General features: G+C 45.2%; 17 protein-coding genes. 6 read left to right on the top strand and 11 right to left on the bottom strand.

Features of this window, described 5'->3' with window-relative positions; genetic code table 11:
- The first annotated feature begins 8 nt into the window (after window positions 1-8).
- Both cmk and E4N69_RS02355 read left to right on the top strand, forming a co-directional pair.
- Window positions 9-584, top strand: a complete 576-nt coding sequence (gene cmk / locus E4N69_RS02360; protein WP_253824368.1) for a (d)CMP kinase — start codon at window positions 9-11, stop codon at window positions 582-584.
- Window positions 585-682: 98 nt separating this feature from the next.
- Window positions 683-1,516 (top strand): HhH-GPD family protein, encoded by an 834-nt coding sequence (locus tag E4N69_RS02355; protein ID WP_253824367.1) that lies wholly within the window; start codon window positions 683-685, stop codon window positions 1,514-1,516.
- Window positions 1,517-1,540: 24 nt separating this feature from the next.
- On the opposite strand, the gene E4N69_RS02350 is transcribed toward E4N69_RS02355, so the two are convergent.
- The 11 genes from E4N69_RS02350 to E4N69_RS02300 form a co-directional block, all read right to left on the bottom strand.
- Window positions 1,541-2,101 carry a hypothetical protein gene (locus E4N69_RS02350; RefSeq protein WP_253824366.1) on the bottom strand — a complete coding sequence of 187 codons (561 nt, stop codon included), beginning with the start codon at window positions 2,099-2,101 and terminating at the stop codon, window positions 1,541-1,543.
- A gap of 129 nt (window positions 2,102-2,230) precedes the next feature.
- Entirely contained in the window at window positions 2,231-2,572 is a 342-nt protein-coding gene (locus E4N69_RS02345) for a hypothetical protein (RefSeq protein ID WP_253824365.1), read from the bottom strand.
- A gap of 193 nt (window positions 2,573-2,765) precedes the next feature.
- Window positions 2,766-3,551 carry a DUF4431 domain-containing protein gene (locus E4N69_RS02340; RefSeq protein WP_253824364.1) on the bottom strand — a complete coding sequence of 262 codons (786 nt, stop codon included), beginning with the start codon at window positions 3,549-3,551 and terminating at the stop codon, window positions 2,766-2,768.
- Between the two features lie 176 nt (window positions 3,552-3,727).
- The gene (locus E4N69_RS02335; protein ID WP_253824363.1) at window positions 3,728-5,080 is read right to left on the bottom strand and encodes a sodium-dependent transporter; all 1,353 of its coding nucleotides are present in this window, start codon (window positions 5,078-5,080) and stop codon (window positions 3,728-3,730) included.
- Entirely contained in the window at window positions 5,081-5,902 is an 822-nt protein-coding gene (locus E4N69_RS02330; RefSeq protein ID WP_253824362.1) for a tetratricopeptide repeat protein, read from the bottom strand.
- 16 nt (window positions 5,903-5,918) lie between these two features.
- Window positions 5,919-7,001 carry a uracil phosphoribosyltransferase gene (locus E4N69_RS02325; RefSeq protein WP_371922375.1) on the bottom strand — a complete coding sequence of 361 codons (1,083 nt, stop codon included), beginning with the start codon at window positions 6,999-7,001 and terminating at the stop codon, window positions 5,919-5,921.
- Window positions 7,002-7,362: 361 nt separating this feature from the next.
- On the bottom strand, window positions 7,363-8,964 hold the full coding sequence (gene lysS, locus E4N69_RS02320; RefSeq protein WP_253824360.1) for a lysine--tRNA ligase: 1,602 nt from the start codon (window positions 8,962-8,964) through the stop codon (window positions 7,363-7,365).
- Between the two features lie 138 nt (window positions 8,965-9,102).
- Window positions 9,103-10,113, bottom strand: a complete 1,011-nt coding sequence (gene holA / locus E4N69_RS02315) for a DNA polymerase III subunit delta (RefSeq protein WP_253824359.1) — start codon at window positions 10,111-10,113, stop codon at window positions 9,103-9,105.
- A gap of 9 nt (window positions 10,114-10,122) precedes the next feature.
- On the bottom strand, window positions 10,123-10,389 hold the full coding sequence (locus E4N69_RS02310) for an HPr family phosphocarrier protein (RefSeq protein WP_162662363.1): 267 nt from the start codon (window positions 10,387-10,389) through the stop codon (window positions 10,123-10,125).
- 9 nt (window positions 10,390-10,398) lie between these two features.
- Entirely contained in the window at window positions 10,399-11,388 is a 990-nt protein-coding gene (gene hprK / locus E4N69_RS02305; protein ID WP_162662361.1) for an HPr(Ser) kinase/phosphatase, read from the bottom strand.
- A 36-nt stretch (window positions 11,389-11,424) separates the two neighbouring features.
- On the bottom strand, window positions 11,425-12,723 hold the full coding sequence (locus E4N69_RS02300) for a cyclic nucleotide-binding domain-containing protein (RefSeq protein WP_253824358.1): 1,299 nt from the start codon (window positions 12,721-12,723) through the stop codon (window positions 11,425-11,427).
- Window positions 12,724-13,069: 346 nt separating this feature from the next.
- On the opposite strand from E4N69_RS02300, the gene glgX reads away from it, so the two are divergent.
- The 4 genes from glgX (at window position 13,070) to ffh (ending at window position 19,619) form a co-directional block, all read left to right on the top strand.
- Window positions 13,070-15,214, top strand: a complete 2,145-nt coding sequence (glgX, locus tag E4N69_RS02295) for a glycogen debranching protein GlgX (protein WP_253824357.1) — start codon at window positions 13,070-13,072, stop codon at window positions 15,212-15,214.
- A gap of 11 nt (window positions 15,215-15,225) precedes the next feature.
- On the top strand, window positions 15,226-17,676 hold the full coding sequence (locus tag E4N69_RS02290; protein WP_253824356.1) for a glycogen/starch/alpha-glucan phosphorylase: 2,451 nt from the start codon (window positions 15,226-15,228) through the stop codon (window positions 17,674-17,676).
- Window positions 17,677-17,736: 60 nt separating this feature from the next.
- Window positions 17,737-18,180, top strand: coding sequence for a nucleoside-diphosphate kinase (gene ndk, locus E4N69_RS02285; protein ID WP_253824355.1), 444 nt, complete (start codon window positions 17,737-17,739; stop codon window positions 18,178-18,180).
- Between the two features lie 113 nt (window positions 18,181-18,293).
- Window positions 18,294-19,619 (top strand): signal recognition particle protein, encoded by a 1,326-nt coding sequence (gene ffh / locus E4N69_RS02280; protein WP_253824354.1) that lies wholly within the window; start codon window positions 18,294-18,296, stop codon window positions 19,617-19,619.
- The last annotated feature ends 41 nt before the right edge of the window (window positions 19,620-19,660 follow it).

The following is a 19,660-nucleotide window of genomic DNA, read 5'->3' as shown; positions in this document are numbered from 1 at the left end:
ATACACTGATGAAAAACGACTATGCTATTCCTGCAAAAAAAGAGCTGCGCATTGCGATCTCAGGCGCTTCCGGCTGCGGCAACACAACGGTCTCTACCTTGCTGGCCGATACGTTGGGTATTCCGTGCATCAATTACACCTTTAGAAGTCTCGCAAAAGAATTGGATATGCCGTTAAAGCAAGTCATTGAACAAGCAAAGACTGATTTCAGTTTTGACCGTATTGTCGATAACCGCCAAGTTGAACAGGCGCTGAAATCATCGTGTGTACTCGGTTCCCGCCTTGCGATTTGGATGCTGAAAGAGGCGGATTTAAAAGTGTACCTTTATGCCTCTGAAGAAGTACGCGCGGAACGTATCTTTCAACGGGAGGGGGGAAGCCTTGAGCATATCAAAGAGTTTACCGCGATGCGGGACAGCGACGATACCCGCCGGTACAAAGAACTGTATAATATCGACAATACCGATTATGCCTTTGCCGATATGCTGATCGATACGGAGCATTATACTCCCGATCTCATTGTAGGGCTCATCATAGACGAACTTTTACGGCGTTCGCTCATTGTTCCGAAAGCAGATGCATAACAAAAGCATATCATAAACTGAACATTAGCGTGCAATATGAATGGATATCAATTCTATAACCGTAAGTTTATGCACATTATCCATACAATAGAAAACCTATGAATACTTTTGAATCCGTACACACACCCGATTACAGCGATTTTCAAAAAGCGATTTTAGATTATTATTCCGCACACGGCAGGTTTTTTCCGTGGCGCACAACGAACGATCCGTACTCCATCCTCGTGTCCGAATTTATGCTGCAGCAAACGCAGACCGAACGGGTGGTGGAAAAATATAACCGCTGGTTGGAAGTGTTCCCCACAGTGCAAGACCTTGCGGCTGCCTCCCTCGTGCGGGTGCTTGAGCAGTGGGTAGGTCTCGGATACAACCGCCGCGCGCGTTTTTTACACCAGTGCGCCCAAACCATTGTAAGCGAATACGGCGGAGTTGTTCCCGATGCTCCTGAAACACTTCAAACGCTTTCGGGTATCGGCCCCTACACGGCTGCCGCGATTTCGACATTTGCCTACAATAGGCCCAACGTATTTATCGAAACGAATATCCGCGCGGTGTTTATCTTTTTCTTTTTTAAAGACAGAACCGATATCAGCGATAAAGAACTATTTCCACATATCGAATCCTCACTGTATAAAGAAAATCCGCGGCTTTGGTACTACGCACTGATGGATTACGGCGCGGAATTAAAAAAGAAAACCGTCAATCCGAACAGAAAAAGCAGACATTATACCAAACAGTCCAAGTTTGAAGGTTCGGTACGACAGGCGCGGGGAGCAGTTATCAGAACCCTTACGGCACACAATAGTCAAGAATATGCAGAGCTGTACGGCAATACTCAGACGGAAAAGCTTCTCTTCGATAAAGCGCTCGAAGGTCTCATCCGCGAAGGTTTTGTTGCAGAAGAAGGCGGGTTCTATTCCATTAAGCAGTAAGGGGATTGTTTTTTTATGTTACTATCAACCAATTACTATTAATGGGCGTTCCTGACTCATTGCTTTTTGCTCCAAGACACCTACTATTCTTTTGATTATATTTTTAAAATATTCAGCCCATTCTTTTATATTCTTTTCTTCAATATATCTAAGCCAAATATCTGTATCATTATTATATACATCTTTTACGGGTTCGTAATTTTTCATAAACCATTTTTTAATATCATCAGACATATTTAGCAATGAATAATTTGAAGGCGGCTTTTTCATATTTTTTCTTATTTCATTTTCTTTTTTTGTAATGTATTGTAATTCTTCTTGTGTTAAATAATGACTTATTCTATGCCTCTCAATAGCCTCAGAGCCTATTCCATCTGTCTCACTTAGCTGAAATTCGATGGTAAATTTTGATCCTGTATAAAAATTAAAAGCACTTTGAGAACATTGAAACCAAAATATTACATAGAATTTATTTATTTGCTTATAAAACCCAAGCATTCCACCTTTAGTTTTTTTATATCCTAATGCTTTAAAATCTTCCTTAATTATTAGATTTATAATTTTATATACTTCAGTTGATTTCATTTTTTCTCCTGCATTAAAGGTGCCGTTCAACATTCGTTTAATCTGCATTTGCGGCTTGTCTGCGTTGTCGGCTTTGAAGCGGGTATTAGGCATATTTTCATTGTAAAATTTCTCTATCTTTCTCAGATTTTAAGCCATATAAACTAATGTAGGATAATCAATATAGGTAATTAAAATAAATATCAAGCATAAAAAAGCTAATAACACTATATCTACTAAAAATATTTTGTATTTTTTATCTTTCGCTCGAAAAATAATGCTTACAAGAAGAAATATTAATATAGATAATATATAAGTCAAAAAAACAGAAAAAACGATTCCAATCCATTTTTGATCAGTATATGAAATTGAATCTATTTGAAGCCGATGAGCAATTGAAACAAAAATACTAATAAGCCCCAAAAAAAGACATATAAAAAATAATGTCAAATCTTTTTTCAGGATTTTAAAAACCCTATTCTTTTTATCCATTCAAGCTCCATATTTAGTTGATAAATCATAAAAATATTGTCAAGCAGTCGCTAATTCAAATAAAACATCACTAATTATCAGCACGTCTTCCATATTGTTTATAGTATTTTACTACTACCACTACCTTGCTTAGCCTGAAAGTTCAATTTCATTTCAAAAAGTAAGTTTGATATGCTTTCTGAAATATTCAATACTAGAACCATAAAGAAGGATTAATAATTGTATCTTTGTATTTCATTCTTATTTTCAATTTCATTCCACTATCACCACCACCATATAATGTTCCCAAAAAAGTTCCTTTTAAAATTTTATCTCCAACTTTTAAATTTTCATCAAGCGTTATCCAGCCGAAGTATTCAATTTCAAGGTCACCAGATTTTATTATGATAGAACTTTCCGTTGTTTTTGAAATTTCTACAATTTCACCGTCTATCGCTGAACCGAATTTTCGTATGCTGTAGTATGGATATGCAATGAAATCCCTATAGAAATATTCTCCTGTAAATGGATTTGATACATTTCCAAAGTCTTCTACAATTTTGATTTTTGATATATCTATTTTATCATTTGTTGTTTCAAGAATAACTGACTGAGCTGCTTTCATTACATTGTTTGAAATGTATTTATAAATCTCCTGTCCGGTTTCATCTATCTCCTTCATATTTTTTACAATAATAAGTTCTTTCGTTTTGTGATGGGCAGTTTCCCAGTTCATGACTTCGCCAAAAACTATTACTTTTTTATCGAGGTATTTTCTATATTTTAAATACCCATTATCTCCATCTCGAAAAACTAACTGTCGCTTTGTAATATCATCACAATATAAGAGCCAATAAATTTCCGATTCAGTATTTTTGATTTCCGTTGTCTCTTTAAAAAAATTTTCTCTAATAATTGTTCCTATAAATGCTTTTTTTTCTTGTGAAAAAGATAAAACTGTTTGTATCAAAAAAAACAAGAATAAAAAAACTTTTTTCATTCTTTCTTCCTAAAAAGCAGTCCGGTAGCCTGTCGCCATAACACCCTTTAGCCCTTTTCCATAATATCATAGAAACTACACGCTTTCAATCTAAACTATACCTCGCCAAACAGCCTCATCTTTCTATCATAGCATTCGCCGGGACACATCATCAACAGCCGGATTAGGCCTATGCTCTAAAATCCCTCGCCGCGCATCAATGCAACAACGCACAAAAACAGCGCGAAGAGTGTGTACACGTATTTACCAAGGTAGTACCAGCCGTTGCCGTAGCATTTCTTTGCTCCGGTGTTGATTTCATCCAAAAGCTCATCTTTTTTCATTACCCAGAACCATGAAACGGCGCCGAGCACTGCACCGATCGGGATAATATATGTGGAGACCAAATCCATCCATGCGCCCCAGCCGCCGAGAATTGCGCCCTTGGTTTCTGCGATGGGTTCCATAAATACACCGATGCCGAAGGTGATGACGCCAAGAACGGTAATCACCGCGGTGCGTTTTAAGCCTTTAAACGTGTGCATCAGCGATTCGGCGACCACTTCAAGCATATTTTGCAAGGATGAAATTCCTCCGAACACGACGACAAGGTACAGGATGATACCGAATATTCTGCCGCCGGGCATTTTTTGAAGAATGGAAGGAAGGACAACGAATAGCAAACCGGGACCGCCTGCGGGATCCATCCGATAAGCAAAGCACGCAGGGATCATCACAAGAGCTGCAACAATCGCCGCGATGGTATCGAACAGTGCGGTATTTTTTGCTCCCGCTACGCAGTCATGATCTTTACTTAAATAAGCGCCGTAGACAATCATTCCCGAGCCGGTAATAGATAATGAGAAAAAAGCCTGCCCCATCGCGGTTATCCACACGGACGGATTTTTTAAATGATTCCAATCGGGGGTAAATAAAAACGTATACCCTGCAAAAGCGCCGGGCAAAAATGCCATACGAACTGCCAATGCCGCAAACAATATGAAAAAAAGCGGCATCATTATTTTATTTGTTTTTTCGATTGTATGTGCACCGAGCACAATGGTCAGCAGCGTTACAATAATAATAACCATATGATAGGGCACAACGCTGAACTGCTGAAAGGCAAAGGATTCAAACCACTGTCCGGGTTCTACCGTCATAATACTGCCCAATACGGACTGCGTAAAAGCCTTGAGTACATACGCGATGATAACGGCATACCCGATGGCGATTGTAATTGAACCCGCCAAGGGCAGCCATCCGACTATCTTACCGATGCCCTCAAGGTCTTTGCGGCCGTGCTTCCATGCATAGGCATAGGAGCCGAGCGTCCCCGTACCGCTGCGGCGGCCGATTGCGTATTCCGCGGAAAGCCCGACATATCCGAAAAGGATAACAAATAAGATATAGATGAGCAAAAAGGCGCCGCCGCCGTTGCTTCCAAGTTTGTAGGGGAAACCCCACACATTCGCCATACCGACAGCCGAGCCGACACAAGCGAGAATAAACCCTACATTGCTGGCAAACCTGTTATGCTTTTTTCTTATCATCTACCTTTCATCTACCTTCGCCTTTTCAAAATTAGTACTCGGTTCAGCCTTGGAATTGGAGGCGGCTTTTCCCGATCGGTTTTCGGTACCGCCCTTATTCCGCTCTTCTTTATCCTGCTTTTCTTGCGCTTTACCGTCTTTATTCAGCTCTTCCTGATGCTGCGGTTCTTTTTTCTGTTTTTCCGGCTCTTTCTGCGCTTTCTTGATATTTTCTTCCAGTTCGGCAAAGGCTTTGTTTTCGCTACTTTCGGTAAATCGAGTTTTCATCTCCTCAATAAAAGAAAGCGCTTGGTCGTACCGTTTGGAAAGAATCAGTATACGGGCATAATTGAGCACCGCTTCGGGGTTTTCCGAATCCTCATCGTACAATTTTTTATACATTTCACAGGCGCGCGCTTCGTCGCCGGTTGCTGCAAGGCTGTAGGCATACGCCTTTGCAATCAACACATTACCGGGCGCTTCTTTGTATTGCCGTTCAAAAATATTCTTTGCCTTTTCCCAATCGCCTTGCAGCCCATACACTCGTGCCAAATTATACTCCGCCGCATTTTTATGCGCAGGATCTTTTGCCGCCTTTAGGTAAAATTCCGCCGCTTTGTCGTACTTGGATATCTCGGTATAGGCTTGAGCAATTTCAAAATAGGCTTTTGCTGTCTCGGAATCAACACTGCCCTTTGCAAACAGACCGGCAGCGGTTATAAAAAAAAGGAGAACAAACAGTATGCTGTTTTTCGGTACCCGATCGACAATATTGTAGACGTCCTCAGCGGAGTTAACAGCTGTAATTCGTTGAACCACCGCTCCCGTCGTCAATTGAACCACTCTCTCATCGATACGCTTATTTATTTTGAAGCACCACATTCTCAATCGCTCTCAACTGATGACGATACAAACCTGCAATAGTCGCGCCGTAATCCGCAATAAGCTGAATCATATTCCGCGGATGTTCAGCTTCATCAATCCCGTTGATCCTATCGCCCGCATCTCCCAGCCCGGGAAGAATATACGCGGCGGAGTTTAGTGCAGGATCCATCCACAGTGTATACACCGTACAGTTCTTTAAAGCGCGGGCGGCACACAAAGCTCCCTTGAGCGATGAGATAACATGGAAGCAGCTGATCGATTTCGGTTTCACTCCCTGCCGTTCAAGGTATTTGACAACAGTAATCAAACTGCCGCCGGTTGCATTCATCGGATCTGCAAAGATCAGGTCTTTCCCGTTCAAGTCTTCTAAATTGAAATACGACATATCCAAATTGAGTACGTACTGCATATCGTCGACTTTTTTTGTATCATCCCGTTTAATCTTAAACAGTGCGAACGGGGTTACATAGCCGTGTGAGGAATATTCTTCAATCTCCTTGGACATAATCATCGACGGAAGGAGTGCACCGCGCAGCATAACACACATGACGGTATTTTCTATCTTATGATCGATGTCGCAGATTTTATGTACGGCATAGTTCTGTACGGGAACGGTAACCGGCGTTTTGGAAATAAGGTAGTTTTTGCTGTCTTCGTGGCTTCCGCTATACGCAAGTTTGAACAGCATTTCAAAGGCGCGCTGAGTATAATAGATGAATTCGTTATGACCGGTTTCGCTGCTGCGCAGTTTCGCCATAACGCGAGAGGCTTCCGCATGGCTTGCAAAATCAGTAATGAATGAATACACCTTGAGCTGAGGCACTTCTTTACAGATTTCCTGCAAAATCTTTCCCATTTTATCATATAATGCGATAATCTCAGTTTCAGCCGCATCTTTTTCTTTTATATCCGCGGCAGTATCGAGCCGTGTAAATTGTTGCATTGTCTGATTATACAATTCATCTAATTTTTTGAGATATGCATTATCCTTCGACGTCAAATAGCCTTGAAGCGATTCCGCTTCCATAATAACTTGTTTCATATCAAACTCCTCTATTAAATTAAATACATAAACGCGGTCGGCTTTTTAAAGCATCCGAGAACCTCTAAAAACTTCAGTTTTTTAGAGGTTTTCCTTAAACTTTTTGCGATGTATTTTTATAAATTATTACAGTATAACAATTTATAAAAATACTCGTCGGGCATCTCTAAAAATCTAACCGAGTTTTTAGAGATGCCCATCCGTGTTCACAAAAAAAAACGCCCTTAAAAAAGAGCGTTTAAAAAATTCAATAATAACATAACAACCGGCTGCAAAGGATGAAGCGGCAAAAATGGGATACCTCTTGCCTGTCTTTTAAAGTAGAATGTACATTCAAAACCGCATTACAACCTTGTGCCATCATTTGCGCAGTATTCTAATAAAATGAAAGCAATTGTGCAAGCCGTTCCTTTCCGATTATCTTCATAAAACCGGCAAGGCGCGGTCCTTGGTCTTTCCCAATCAACGCCTGATAGACGGCGGTAAACAGCGCTTTCGGTTCGATTTCGCACGCATGAGCTACATCATACAGCGCAGTTGAAAAAGCTTTTTCATCAAGCGCATCCATCTGCGGTAACAGCTCATCGCGGATTTTGCAGAGCGCAGCGGTTTCGGCTGCAGAAAGTTCCGCCTTGCCGCCGTCGGTACGCAGTGCAAACCGGAAGTCTTCCGGCGCACATTCGGTAATCCAATACCATGCGCACTTCGCCCGTGCTTCAAAACGCTCCCGCTGTTCTTCCTTCATATCCGGCAAAAGCTTCATGACCGCCGCGATGTCTCCGGCGTTAATTTGTAAAAGATTACAGAGGTGTCTGAACGGAATTTGATAGGCTATGCACGGCGGCATCCCTTCAACCTGCGAAAGTTCATAGATGCGGCGTTCTTTCGCATACACCTCATCGTTTTTAGCCTTATCGACACCCCATGCGATACGCTCGGTTTTATCGTAGTCCTCATAGGTTTTGATAACGTCCAAGTCGAAGCTGATGGAAAACTCCGTGTTCGGCCTCGTTCCGGCAAACAAGTACCGCGCAATTTCAGGCTGATACACGTTCAAGACATCGGACAGACTGATGACCTTTCCCTTTGACGAGGACATTTTACCCGGCAAGCCTTTAATGCCGATAAAATCGTAGCGAAAGCTGACCGGAGCAGGCCAATCATATACTTCATCCGCGACAAGCCGCGCCGTGTCGAAAGAACCGCCTTGGCTGTGATGGTCTTTTCCGGCAGGTTCAAAAACCGTTTTTTCAAACTGCCAGCGCATCGGCCAGTCAACTCTCCATCCGAGTTTTAATTCCTTTGAGGTGCGTAAGTCGGCCTTTTCCTGATGACCGCAGCTTGTACAGCGGTATTCCAATCCGTATTCGCCGTCGTAAGAAACAATCTCGGTAGTGTCTTTATTACAGTTGCAGCAAAAAGCCGCAACCGGCCAATATTCTTCCGTTGCGGGAATTTTATGCTCATCATCGCGGTAGCGGTTTAAGCAATCCTTTATTTTGTCGCGGTTCTGCAGCGCTTTTTTCATCCCTTCGGCATACATGCCGCTGCGATACCGTTCAGCCTGATATAAAAATTCGGGATGAATACCGACTCTCGGCAGCACCTGCTCTACATCTACTTCGTGATGACGCGCGTAAGACGTGTCGCGGCCGGTTGTGTCGGGTACCATTGTGATGGGATACCGCAGATAGTTTTGCAGCGTTTCTTTTCCCGGCATATTTTCAGGCACTTTGCGGAACACATCGTAATCATCCCACGAATAAATAAAGCGTACCTTTTTGCCGCGGTCGCGTAACGCACGTACAACTAAATCAACCGAGATAATTTCCCGGAAGTTGCCGATGTGAACGGTTCCCGACGGCGTAATTCCCGAGGCGCACGTATAAGATTCCAAATCGCCGCGCTCGCGTATAATCTTCTCCGCGGTTTGATCCGCCCAATGTACTAATTTCTGATTGTTTTGTTCTTTACTCATATCATCCCTGTTTTGAACTCAAACGCCCCTGTCAATTAGGCTCGAAAGGTTGTGTTTTAGTGATTGTTCGAAAAATATTGCGGAATTGTATACTGCGCGGGCGATTGTGTCAATTAAAGATACCCTACCGTCGCATAGTTAGCACAGCTGTGCAGCGTTACTATATGCGGCTAATTCACGCCCTTGATTGTAAATAATGCTGTAGAGACAAGTATCGAGCAGCACTCCCGAAAGTTCTTGCCCCATCGTACGGATTTGCATGTCGGTCTTATTTAAGAGCGATATAATACGGTACACGGTTTGTTCGTTCCATTGTCTGCTTGCGCGGCGGTATTGGTCAATCGCTTTTTTCGACGTAAAGCCTGCTTTTTTTAAACTGAAATCGTCAATCCCGCCGGTTTGCGCAAGAGCATGCCAGTCGCACAGCCGTCGAAAGCAGTAAGTAAGTCCCGCAATCAGCTGTACCGGCGAAGATTCTTTGGAAAGGGTCAGCTTTTGGCGGATATTCAACGCATATTCCAAATTGGCATTGCTCAATGCATCAAAAAGCGTAAACGGTGTTTCCCCTTTATTATGGGCAAGCAGACGTTCAACGGTCTCTGCCGTCAGCGTTGTTCCCGGCTCAAAAAAGAGGCTGATATGTGTGCATGTAGTTTTAAGCGCTTCGGTATTATTCTCCACCAGCTCCAACAGAACATCGATAGCATCATGTTCAATATTGATCCTCGATTGCGCAAAAAAACGGCGGATCCAATCCTGTTTCTTATTTTCGAACAGTTCCCAAAATATTTTTTTATGATCTTTAGGTACTAGTGCTTCAATTTTTTTATCGATGCCGATTTCATCGGAAATCAACACTAAAAAGGCGCCATCTTCATTGGGCGTCTGTTCAACCCACTGCGTAAGCGCTTGTATGTCTTCCTTTTTCTTGATTGCTTCCGCATTTCTTACAACGGCGAACCGAGCATCCGCAAATAGGGAACCGTTCTGTACGGCATCCAACACCACCGATATTGAGGTATCCGCCGCATAAAAGAGATGATTGTCGAGTTGTCCATATTTTTTTCCTGCACTCTTCCGCAGCGCTTCAAGCGCATCGCTCCGTTCCCCCAATTCGGGGCCGGTAAAAAGCCATAAAGGAGTACTCATCCGGTTACGTCATTCCTCTTCAAATTTTGCTGCAAAAAGCTGCTCAAGTGCAGCAATCGCTTCAGCTTCGTCGACGCCGTCGGCGGAAACGGTCAGCTCGGTTTGATATCCTGCAGCCATCGTCATCACGCCCATAATGGATTTTGCATTGACGGTAATATTCTCTCTTTCAAACATAATATTCGACTGGAATTTATTTGCCGTTTGTACAATCAACGATGAGGGGCGCGCATGGATTCCGGCACGATTTTGCACAATAATCTTTTTTGTTACCATAGTTTTTCCTTAATAGGTATCATCCGCCGAATAATACGGTACCCGGCTCGTATCGCTTTCCATCCAGCGCAGAATGTTTTGATTAAATTCCTTCGCAGAATAAACGCCCATACTTTTGAGCCGCTCGTTCATCGCGGCTGTTTCTAAAATAATCGGAATATTCCGCCCTGATTTTACCGGTATTTCCAAAAGCGGCAGTTTTACATCCAATATCTCGGTGGTAAGTTCCTCGGTACCGATACGGTCATATACTTTATGCGAATCCCATTCTTCCAGCTTTGCAACCAGCTGTATCTGCTTTTGCTCACGCACGGAACGAACCCCGTAAAGCTGCATGATATTGATAATGCCGAGTCCGCGTATTTCCATGTGATGCCCGATCATCTTATTGGCGCCCCGTCCAATCAAACTATTACCATTGATACAGGTGATTTCTACTACATCGTCAACGATCAAGCGATGCCCGCGCTCTACAAGCTCCAGCGCCGTTTCGCTCTTACCAACTCCCGAATCGCCTAAAATAAGAATACCGAGCCCGTACACTTCTACCAGAACACCGTGTATCGCGACTGTCGGAGCAAATACATTGGAGAGAACGCGCATCAGCCGCACGGAAAGCGCACTGGAGGAAAGGTCGGTTTGCAGCACAGGACATCCCGTTCCCTGCACCAGCTCTAAAAATACGGCAGGAGGAGGGATATTATGAGAAAAGATACAGCAAGGAATATCGTAGGTAAGCATTTTTTTGATATTTTCGAGAGTATTGCTTTCGATAAGTGTTTGCAAATAGGCGCATTCTCCTCTGCCGAATAACTGAACACGTTGATATGCAAAGGAATCAAAAAATCCTGACAGCGCAAGCCCGGGACGGTTTAAATCCGCAACGGTAATACTGCGCGTCAAACCCTTTTGCCCGCACACGCAATGCAGGTGAAGGGCATCGTGCTCGGTTAAGTCGAGATCGAGTAATTCAAGTACCGTTAAACTCTTAGAAAGCATGTATAAACCTTTGTAAACGCGCCGATTACCCTAACCTCAATCTTTCAAGGCTTTGAGTTCGGCTTTAAGCGAGGCGCTTTCGCGTGATTGACGCGCAAGACGGTCGGCAAGAAGACGTGACAAAAAGATACCGTAATGGGGGTAAGATTCTATCAGCTTCATAAATTTCATCTTAGGCACCTTAACCAACGTACCGTTTCCGATCGCGACAATCGTTGCCGATCGCGTATCATTGGTGAGGAAAGCCATCTCCCCGATAAAGATATCCGCCGGTGTCAACACTGTCAGCAGCGTATTATTCACATAGACCGCATAGCGACCGGATCGAATATAAAAGAGATTATTTGTTTCGTCGTTTTGGCGACATACGACCTGCAAGTGATTAAAATGAAAGGTTTCTTGTTCCCGCAGAATTGCCGGCGTCAGATTGGTGCTGTCTTTCTGGTTCGGCACCTCGAATGAAACCTCATTTCCCGCATCATTATAATACAGTTCTTTCACAAAACTCTGACTCATCTTAATACCCATGCCATGCAGCCCTGCCTCAAAAGGAGCATCAAGCGCGGAACGCCAGTCAAATCCCTTTCCATCGTCTTTGATGGTAATTCGCGTGCGTTCAGGAGAAATATCATACGTAATCAAGACTTTTTTTGTTCCAACGGCAGGATCCTTCCGTTTTATCCTGATGAGCTCAAGTACATCCTTTCCCTGTTTGAGCCATTCTGATTTTTCATTATAACTGATATTGCAATTTCCATGCTCTACGGCATTCAACAGCAGCTCCATCATCGCGCCTTGAAAGGCACTCCGTTCAGCCTCATTCACACGATCGGTATTATAAAGGTAGGTAGAAATGAGATTTGCATAGAACATAATTTCGAACGGGTCGGTCTCACTCATAAAGCTGCCATGCTCAAGTTCATTCGCAGGATGGTTCATACCGCGATTGACTAAAAAATGTTCATGTGAATTTAAAATTTTAATAATTTGTGCAACATACTGTTCAAATTCCTTGCGTGTTAAAACGAATAAAAAGTTAGGCTCTTTCCGCTGCGTCAACGTTGCCTTTTGATCCTGTGAATCGGTAATTGCAATAACGCCCCCGAACAGCAGCCACGGATCATCCTTTACCACTTTAAGGCATTTTTCCGCATGAACAGCCGGATCACCGAAATCGATAATCTTGATTTCCGGCATCTCGTATCGAAAAGCGGCAAGCGCTTCGCTGTAATCATGTAATTGTTGCGAGATAATACTGAAGTTTGACTGCTTACACGCCTGCTGCATCGCGTCTACTGTGGTTACAACCGTACTGACAATCGGAATCTTCTTCATAACTTTTATCCTTCTGTATGAAATTTTGTAGATATACAAAATTTCACACTACTTTTAGGAAAGGCGGGCAAACGCATCAGACAAATAAATATGAATCGCAAAATCAGGAGATTGGGCAAGCATTTGAACCATCTTCAACGGTTGTACATCCGTGTACAACCGTTGAAGGCGAGTTTTGTGCGTGCACAAAACATCGCTGCTGCATGGAACCACTGCCATCCTTGGCAGTTCTGGTTGAACAACCTCTTTATTCCGCGGGATATAAAAAAATAGCCTGATGCAATTATCCGATACTTACCGGGAGTATAGCATAATTTTACTTTTCGTGCTACATTTCGTTTCGTTCATGGAAAACCTATCATTTTTGCCGGGTAGCCCGCTTCCAGCCGGTGCTGCTGTCTATTGCGACGGCGTAAATTTCAGTGTCTTTTCCCGACATGCTTTTTCGGTAACGTTGGATATCTTTGCAAAATCCGAAGATTCCGCGCCTTGTTGTTCATACACTTTTGATCCTCAAACGAATAAAACAGGAGATATCTGGCATGTCTTTGTAAAAGGACTGCCGAAAAATGCCTTATATCTTTACCGCGTAGACGGCCCATTTGCCCCTTATGAAGGAATGCGTTTTAATGTCGGCAATTATCTGCTCGACCCATACTCACAAGGACTTGCCAACACAGAATCTTTTAGCGGAAATTTTTCTACGCAAACACCTCCGCCGCATATAGACGGCGACCTTGCTTTTTTAACAAAACAGTCGCCTGCTCACTTTCCCAAGTGCATCGCAGTAGCTCACGATGATTTTGACTGGCAGGGCGACCATCCCCTCAATTATCCGTTGAAGGACTGCATCATATACGAAGCGCATGTAAAAGGGCTTTCGTGCCATCCCAATGCACCGCAACAGCACAAGGGAACCTATCAGGGGATTATCGATACTATCCCGTATTTAAAAGAGCTGGGTATTACCAGCCTTGAACTGCTGCCCATTCAGGAATTTAACGCGCATGAATTGACTAGAATAAATCCTCGAACCGGCATAGTGTTAAAAAACTACTGGGGATACAGTACCATCGCCTTCTTTGCGCCTAAGTCGTCGTACGCTTCCGACCGTGAAGGCATAGGTGCGGTATTCGAGTTCAAACGAATGGTGCGCGAGCTGCATAAAAACGGCATCGAAGTGATTCTTGACATCGTATTTAATCACACGGCGGAGGGCAGCGAATTCGGGCCGACCCTTTCGTTCCGCGGTTTGGATAATATCATCTATTATATATTAGAAGATAACGCCCGCTATTACCGGAATTACTCCGGCTGCGGCAACACCTTCAACTGCAATCACCCGATTGTGCAGACCTTTATCTTGGACTGCCTGCGCTACTGGGTTATCGAAATGCACGCTGACGGCTTCCGGTTCGACCTCGGCTCCATTTTGGGCAGGGATCAAAAAGGGAAACTGATGGATAATCCGCCTACCCTTGAGCATATTGCCGAAGATCCCATATTGAGAAAAACAAAGATCATCGCAGAGGCATGGGATGCGGGCGGCGCCTATCAGGTAGGGAACTTCCCCGGCGGCAGGTGGGCGGAATGGAATGACCGTTTCCGCGACGATGTGCGCCTCTTTTGGCGCGGCGATTCCTCCCATGCTAGAGAGCTTGCAACGCGCGTAACCGGTTCCGCCGATTTGTACTCCGGCAACGGACGCAAGCCTTTCCATTCCATCAACTTTGTTACCAGCCACGATGGATTTACCCTCTACGATTTATTAAGCTATGATAGAAAACACAACGAAGAGAACGGAGAGGACAATCGGGACGGTACCGATTTTAATTGCAGCTATAACAACGGCTTTGAAGGGAAAACCGAAAACACCCGCATCGAAACCCTACGGAAGCAAAAAGCAAAAAACATCCTGCTAACGCTCATTTTATCGTTGGGAACTCCGATGCTAACTGCCGGAGATGAGGTACTGCGGACACAACGGGGAAACAACAACCCCTACTGCCAAGACAACGAGATAAGCTGGTTCGATTGGTCGCTGACACAAAGCAATGCCGACATACTGACCTTTGTAAAAAAATTGATCCGCCTGCGCAAACAGCATCCGGCGTTCCTGCGTTCGGAATTTTTAACGGGAACGCAATCCGGAGACCGGCGTAAGCAAGATATCAGCTGGTATGATGCACAGGGCAATACCCCCGATTGGAACCAACCTTCATCGTTTTTAGCGTATTTTCTTGACGGTTCCGCGGCGGAAACGAGAGCCGAATGCGATGATAACAGCTTTTACATCATATTAAATGGCGGTAGTTTAGACGTTACTGCAACGATATGCCCTCCTCCGCAAGGAAAGCATTGGTATCGGCTGATCGATACATCCTATCCGGCAGGGGAAGATTTTACCGATCCCGAACAGGCGCCGCTGTCGGAAAATCAGCAAAAATATGTTGTATTAGCCGCGACAGCCGTCGTGTTAATTCTGAAATAGCGAGGTAGATTATGTCTCAATTAAAAGAAACCTTACGGGCAAGTATTCTAGGCAAGTTGAAACGGAATTTCAGCAAGGACATATCCGAGGCAACAAAGCGTGAGCTCTATGATGCCGCGGCGAGCAGCGTTATGGATAGCATCCAGCCGAACATATCCGCAACCAGAGCCGCGCAGGAGCAGCCCAATGTACGGCAGATGTATTATTTCTCCGCCGAATTTTTGATGGGGCGAGCGCTTTCGAATAATTTGAACAACACCGGTATGCGCGCCGTGATGGAAGAACTTTTAACGGAGCTTTCCGCCTCGTATCGGGACATCGAGGATGAAGAACCCGATGCAGGGCTTGGAAACGGCGGTCTCGGTAGGCTCGCCGCCTGTTTTTTGGACTCGCTTGCAACGCTTGACTATCCCGGACACGGCTACGGTATCCGCTACCAGTACGGTATGTTTGAACAGCGGATTGAAAACGGCTATCAGGTAGAATACCCCGACAATTGGCGGCGTTATCGTGATCCGTGGGAAATACGCCGCGACGATTTGGCGGTAACGGTACGCTTCGGCGGCACCCCGATATGCACGCAGCAAGAAGACGGCACCCTGTGCTATCGGTTGGAAAATGCCGAGGAGGTTATCGCAACCCCCTACGATATGGCGATCATCGGATACGGCACCAAAACCGTCAACCGCCTGCGCCTGTGGGAAGCCTCCTCTCCCAATGGATTCGACCTCCAGCTCTTTAACAATATGGAATACACCGCTGCGGTTGCAAAGCAGAACTCCGCAGAAAATATTTCGCGCGTATTATACCCCAACGACAGCGGCCCGTCGGGAAAAGCGCTCCGCTTAAAGCAGCAGTATTTTTTCACTTCTGCAAGTTTACAGGATTTAGTGCGTTCATTTATCCATAAACACGGTACAAATTTTTCCGACTTCCCGCGTTATAATGTTATCCAGCTAAACGATACGCACCCCGTCGTGGCAATCCCCGAGCTGATGCGCCTTTTGATGGACGAACACCACCTCGGCTGGGATGCGGCATGGGCGATTGTTACGCAAACCTTTGCATACACAAACCATACGATTTTAGCGGAAGCGTTGGAAAAATGGCCGATCGAGATATTCCAAGGGCTACTGCCGCGCGTGTACCAAATTGTAGAAGAGATAAACCGCCGCTTCCTGCTGGAACTGCGGGAAAAATACCCGAACGATTGGAAAAAACACAACAAGATGTCCATTATCGGCGAAGGAAAAATCCGTATGGCATGGCTCGCAATCGTCGGTTCCTTTTCGGTCAACGGTGTCGCGGCGCTGCACACCGAAATTCTTAAAACCAAAGAGCTGTCCGATTGGTATAACCTGTATCCGCAAAAGTTTAACAATAAGACAAACGGCGTTACCCAGCGCCGCTGGCTTTTAACCGCAAACCCTGCGCTTTCGGCTTTTATCACAAAGCATATCGGCGACGGCTGGATTAAAGACCTTACGCAGCTGCGGCAGCTCGAAAAGCTGGCTGATAATCAGGAAGCACTACAGGAATTAATCGCGATAAAAAAACACAATAAAGAGCGGCTTGCGGAATTCCTCAAGCAGACACAGGGTGTTGTGATCGATCCGAACTCGATTTTTGACGTGCAGATAAAACGGCTCCACGAATACAAACGCCAGCTCTTAAACATCCTGCATGTGATGACGCTCTATAACAGAATTATCGAAGACCCGACGTATGATCCTATCCCGCACACCTTTATCTTCGGCGCAAAAGCGGCGTCGGGCTATCGGCGGGCAAAGCTCATCATCAAGCTGATTAATACCGTCGCCGACCGCATCAACAATGATCACCGTGTACGGGGAAAATTAAAGGTTGTGTTTGCGGCAAACTATTGCGTCTCGACTGCAGAAAAGATTTTCCCCGCCTCGGATATTTCCGAACAGATTTCCACCGCGGGTAAGGAAGCGTCGGGAACCGGCAATATGAAATTTATGCTGAACGGCGCAATCACGCTCGGAACGCTGGACGGCGCCAATATCGAAATTGTGGAAGAAGTAGGCGCTGAAAACGCCGTTATTTTCGGTATCACCGCCGATGAGATTCAAAAAATCGAGCACGAGCACAGCTATAATCCGCAAGAATACCTGAACCGCAATCCTGCATTGGCGAGAGCGCTGACCCAGCTTATCGACGGGACGTATACGCCGCCCTTTGACAACAGCTTTAGAGAATTGTATGATTCGCTGGTATACGGCGTGGAAGGTCAGCGGCCGGACGTCTATTACGTACTGGCGGACTTCGATGCATACACAGCAGCGCAGGAGCGAATTGTCGAATACTATCGCAACCAGATGAAATGGGCTAAGATGTGTCTTCTGAACATCGCCCGATCGGGTAAGTTCAGTTCAGACCGTACTATTGAAGACTATGTGCGAGATATCTGGAAGTTGGAAAAAGTGAGTGTCAATTAAGGGGGATGTCGAAAAAGAAAACACTTTTAAGACATCGCCAAAAATGGGAGAAAATAGATTATGGAAAGAACATTTGTGATGATGAAGCCCGGTGTAGTGCAGCGGCAGATTGCAGGAGAAGTGCTCAGCCGGTTTGAAAAAAAAGGGCTAAAACTGGTTGCCTTAAAACTGATGCGTATCAGTCCCGAACTTGCAAAGAAGCATTATGCCGAACACGCCGATAAGCCGTTCTTCGGCGAACTGGTGCAATATATCACCTCCGGCCCCGTGGTCGCGATGGCTTTTGAAGGCGATGAGGCCGTTGCCATTGTGCGGAAACTCTGCGGAGCGACAAAGGTCTTGAATGCGGAACCGGGAACCATCAGAGGCGATTATGCCTTGCATACCAATATCAATGTTGTCCATTCGTCGGACTCTGCTGAAAGCGCCGCGCGGGAACTCGGGTTATTTTTTCAGCCGGAAGAATTTTTCAGCTGGGAAGACGGCAACAAAGATTGGTTTTAGCAAAAGCGGGGGGTCAGTCCATTTACTTTAACTGATAAATATTGAACACCTTTTAACACTCAATCAGCGAACCCCCGCATGAATCGACACCCCCGTACGAATAAGGATGAAAAATGCTTGAGAAAATTACCAATACGTTTAGCGGCATTGTCCGCAAGATAAGCGGCAAGGCAACCATTACCGAAAAAAATATTGAAGAAGCGGTAGAGGAAATAAAAATTGCGCTGCTCGAAGCGGATGTCAACCTCCGCGTAGTACGCCGTTTTATCAATGCAACAATCGAAGAAGCAAAGGGAGAAACCGTATTAAAATCGGTTAATCCCGGTCAGCAGTTTATCAAGATTGTCCACGATAAAATCCTGTCGTTTTTAGGCGATGAAAAGAAAAGCCTGCAACTGAAAGGCCCCGACACCCAGTCGGTTATCCTCTTCCTCGGCTTGCAGGGTTCCGGTAAAACGACATCCGCTGCGAAGCTGGCAGCCCGTTTAAAGAAAGAAGGCCGTAAGCCGCTGCTCGTTGCCTGCGACCTCGTCCGTCCCGCAGCTGTGGAACAGCTCTCCTCATTAGGAGAACGTATCGACGTCCCCGTATATAAAGAAAACACCAAGGATGCGGTACGGGTTGCACAAAACGCGGTTACCTATGCACGGAAAAACGGCTTTGATACCGTTATCGTCGATACGGCGGGACGGCTGCAAATCGACGAAGCGATGATGCAGGAGATCGCCGCGGTAAAAAAGGCGGTCAATCCGGTAGAAACCCTCCTCGTCGCCGATGCGATGACAGGACAAAATGCTGCCGAGGTCGCCAAAGCCTTCGATGAACAGGCGGGGCTGACCGGCGTTATTTTAACCAAGTTCGACTCCGATGCTCGCGGCGGTGCGGCGTTATCGTTAAAAACCGTAACCGGCAAGCCTATCCTGTATGTCGGCGTCGGCGAAAAAATCGAAGATTTTGAACCGTTCTATCCCGACCGTATTGCCGGCAGAATCCTCGGTATGGGCGATATTGTTTCGCTCGTCGAAAAAGCGCAGGAAAATATCGATGCGGAAGAAGCCGCCCGCTTGCAGAAAAAGATGGCGACGGAAACGTTCACCCTTTCCGATATGCTCGACCAGCTTGAAAATGTCGAAAAGATGGGCTCGATTGAATCCATGCTTGATATGATGCCCGGGCTTGCCGGTCAAATTTCCGCCGAGGATATCGACAAAGCAGGCTTTAAGCGGCAAAAGGCGATTATCCAGTCGATGACGCTCAAAGAACGGGAAAATCACTACATCATTGGGCCGCCCCGCCGCAAACGCATTGCAAAGGGATCCGGTACATCCGTCGCCGAAGTAAACAAGCTGTTAAAGCAGTTTGAAAAGACCCGCCAAACAATGCGGAAGGTCGCAAAGAGCAAGGGACTGCAAGCGCGGCTAATGGGGCTGATGGGGTAGCAATCTGCTTCCACAAAAATTTTCTACTTATATAATATAAT

Source organism: Treponema sp. OMZ 906, assembly GCF_024181185.1.
Classification (GTDB): Bacteria; Spirochaetota; Spirochaetia; order Treponematales; family Treponemataceae; genus Treponema.
This window is presented reverse-complemented; position numbering and strand designations above follow the sequence as displayed.

Bases quoted from the DNA above. Each gene is read 5' to 3' on its own strand.
- E4N69_RS02290 (WP_253824356.1), top strand. From the start codon at position 15,226: ATGTCTCAATTAAAAGAAACCTTACGGGCAAGTATTCTAGGCAAGTTG.
- E4N69_RS02340 (WP_253824364.1), bottom strand. From the start codon at position 3,551: ATGAAAAAAGTTTTTTTATTCTTGTTTTTTTTGATACAAACAGTTTTA.
- E4N69_RS02345 (WP_253824365.1), bottom strand. From the start codon at position 2,572: ATGGATAAAAAGAATAGGGTTTTTAAAATCCTGAAAAAAGATTTGACA.
- E4N69_RS02350 (WP_253824366.1), bottom strand. From the start codon at position 2,101: ATGAAATCAACTGAAGTATATAAAATTATAAATCTAATAATTAAGGAA.
- E4N69_RS02335 (WP_253824363.1), bottom strand. From the start codon at position 5,080: ATGATAAGAAAAAAGCATAACAGGTTTGCCAGCAATGTAGGGTTTATT.
- E4N69_RS02355 (WP_253824367.1), top strand. From the start codon at position 683: ATGAATACTTTTGAATCCGTACACACACCCGATTACAGCGATTTTCAA.
- cmk (WP_253824368.1), top strand. From the start codon at position 9: ATGAAAAACGACTATGCTATTCCTGCAAAAAAAGAGCTGCGCATTGCG.
- glgX (WP_253824357.1), top strand. From the start codon at position 13,070: ATGGAAAACCTATCATTTTTGCCGGGTAGCCCGCTTCCAGCCGGTGCT.
- holA (WP_253824359.1), bottom strand. From the start codon at position 10,113: ATGAGTACTCCTTTATGGCTTTTTACCGGCCCCGAATTGGGGGAACGG.
- E4N69_RS02310 (WP_162662363.1), bottom strand. From the start codon at position 10,389: ATGGTAACAAAAAAGATTATTGTGCAAAATCGTGCCGGAATCCATGCG.
- E4N69_RS02300 (WP_253824358.1), bottom strand. From the start codon at position 12,723: ATGAAGAAGATTCCGATTGTCAGTACGGTTGTAACCACAGTAGACGCG.
- ndk (WP_253824355.1), top strand. From the start codon at position 17,737: ATGGAAAGAACATTTGTGATGATGAAGCCCGGTGTAGTGCAGCGGCAG.
- lysS (WP_253824360.1), bottom strand. From the start codon at position 8,964: ATGAGTAAAGAACAAAACAATCAGAAATTAGTACATTGGGCGGATCAA.
- ffh (WP_253824354.1), top strand. From the start codon at position 18,294: ATGCTTGAGAAAATTACCAATACGTTTAGCGGCATTGTCCGCAAGATA.
- hprK (WP_162662361.1), bottom strand. From the start codon at position 11,388: ATGCTTTCTAAGAGTTTAACGGTACTTGAATTACTCGATCTCGACTTA.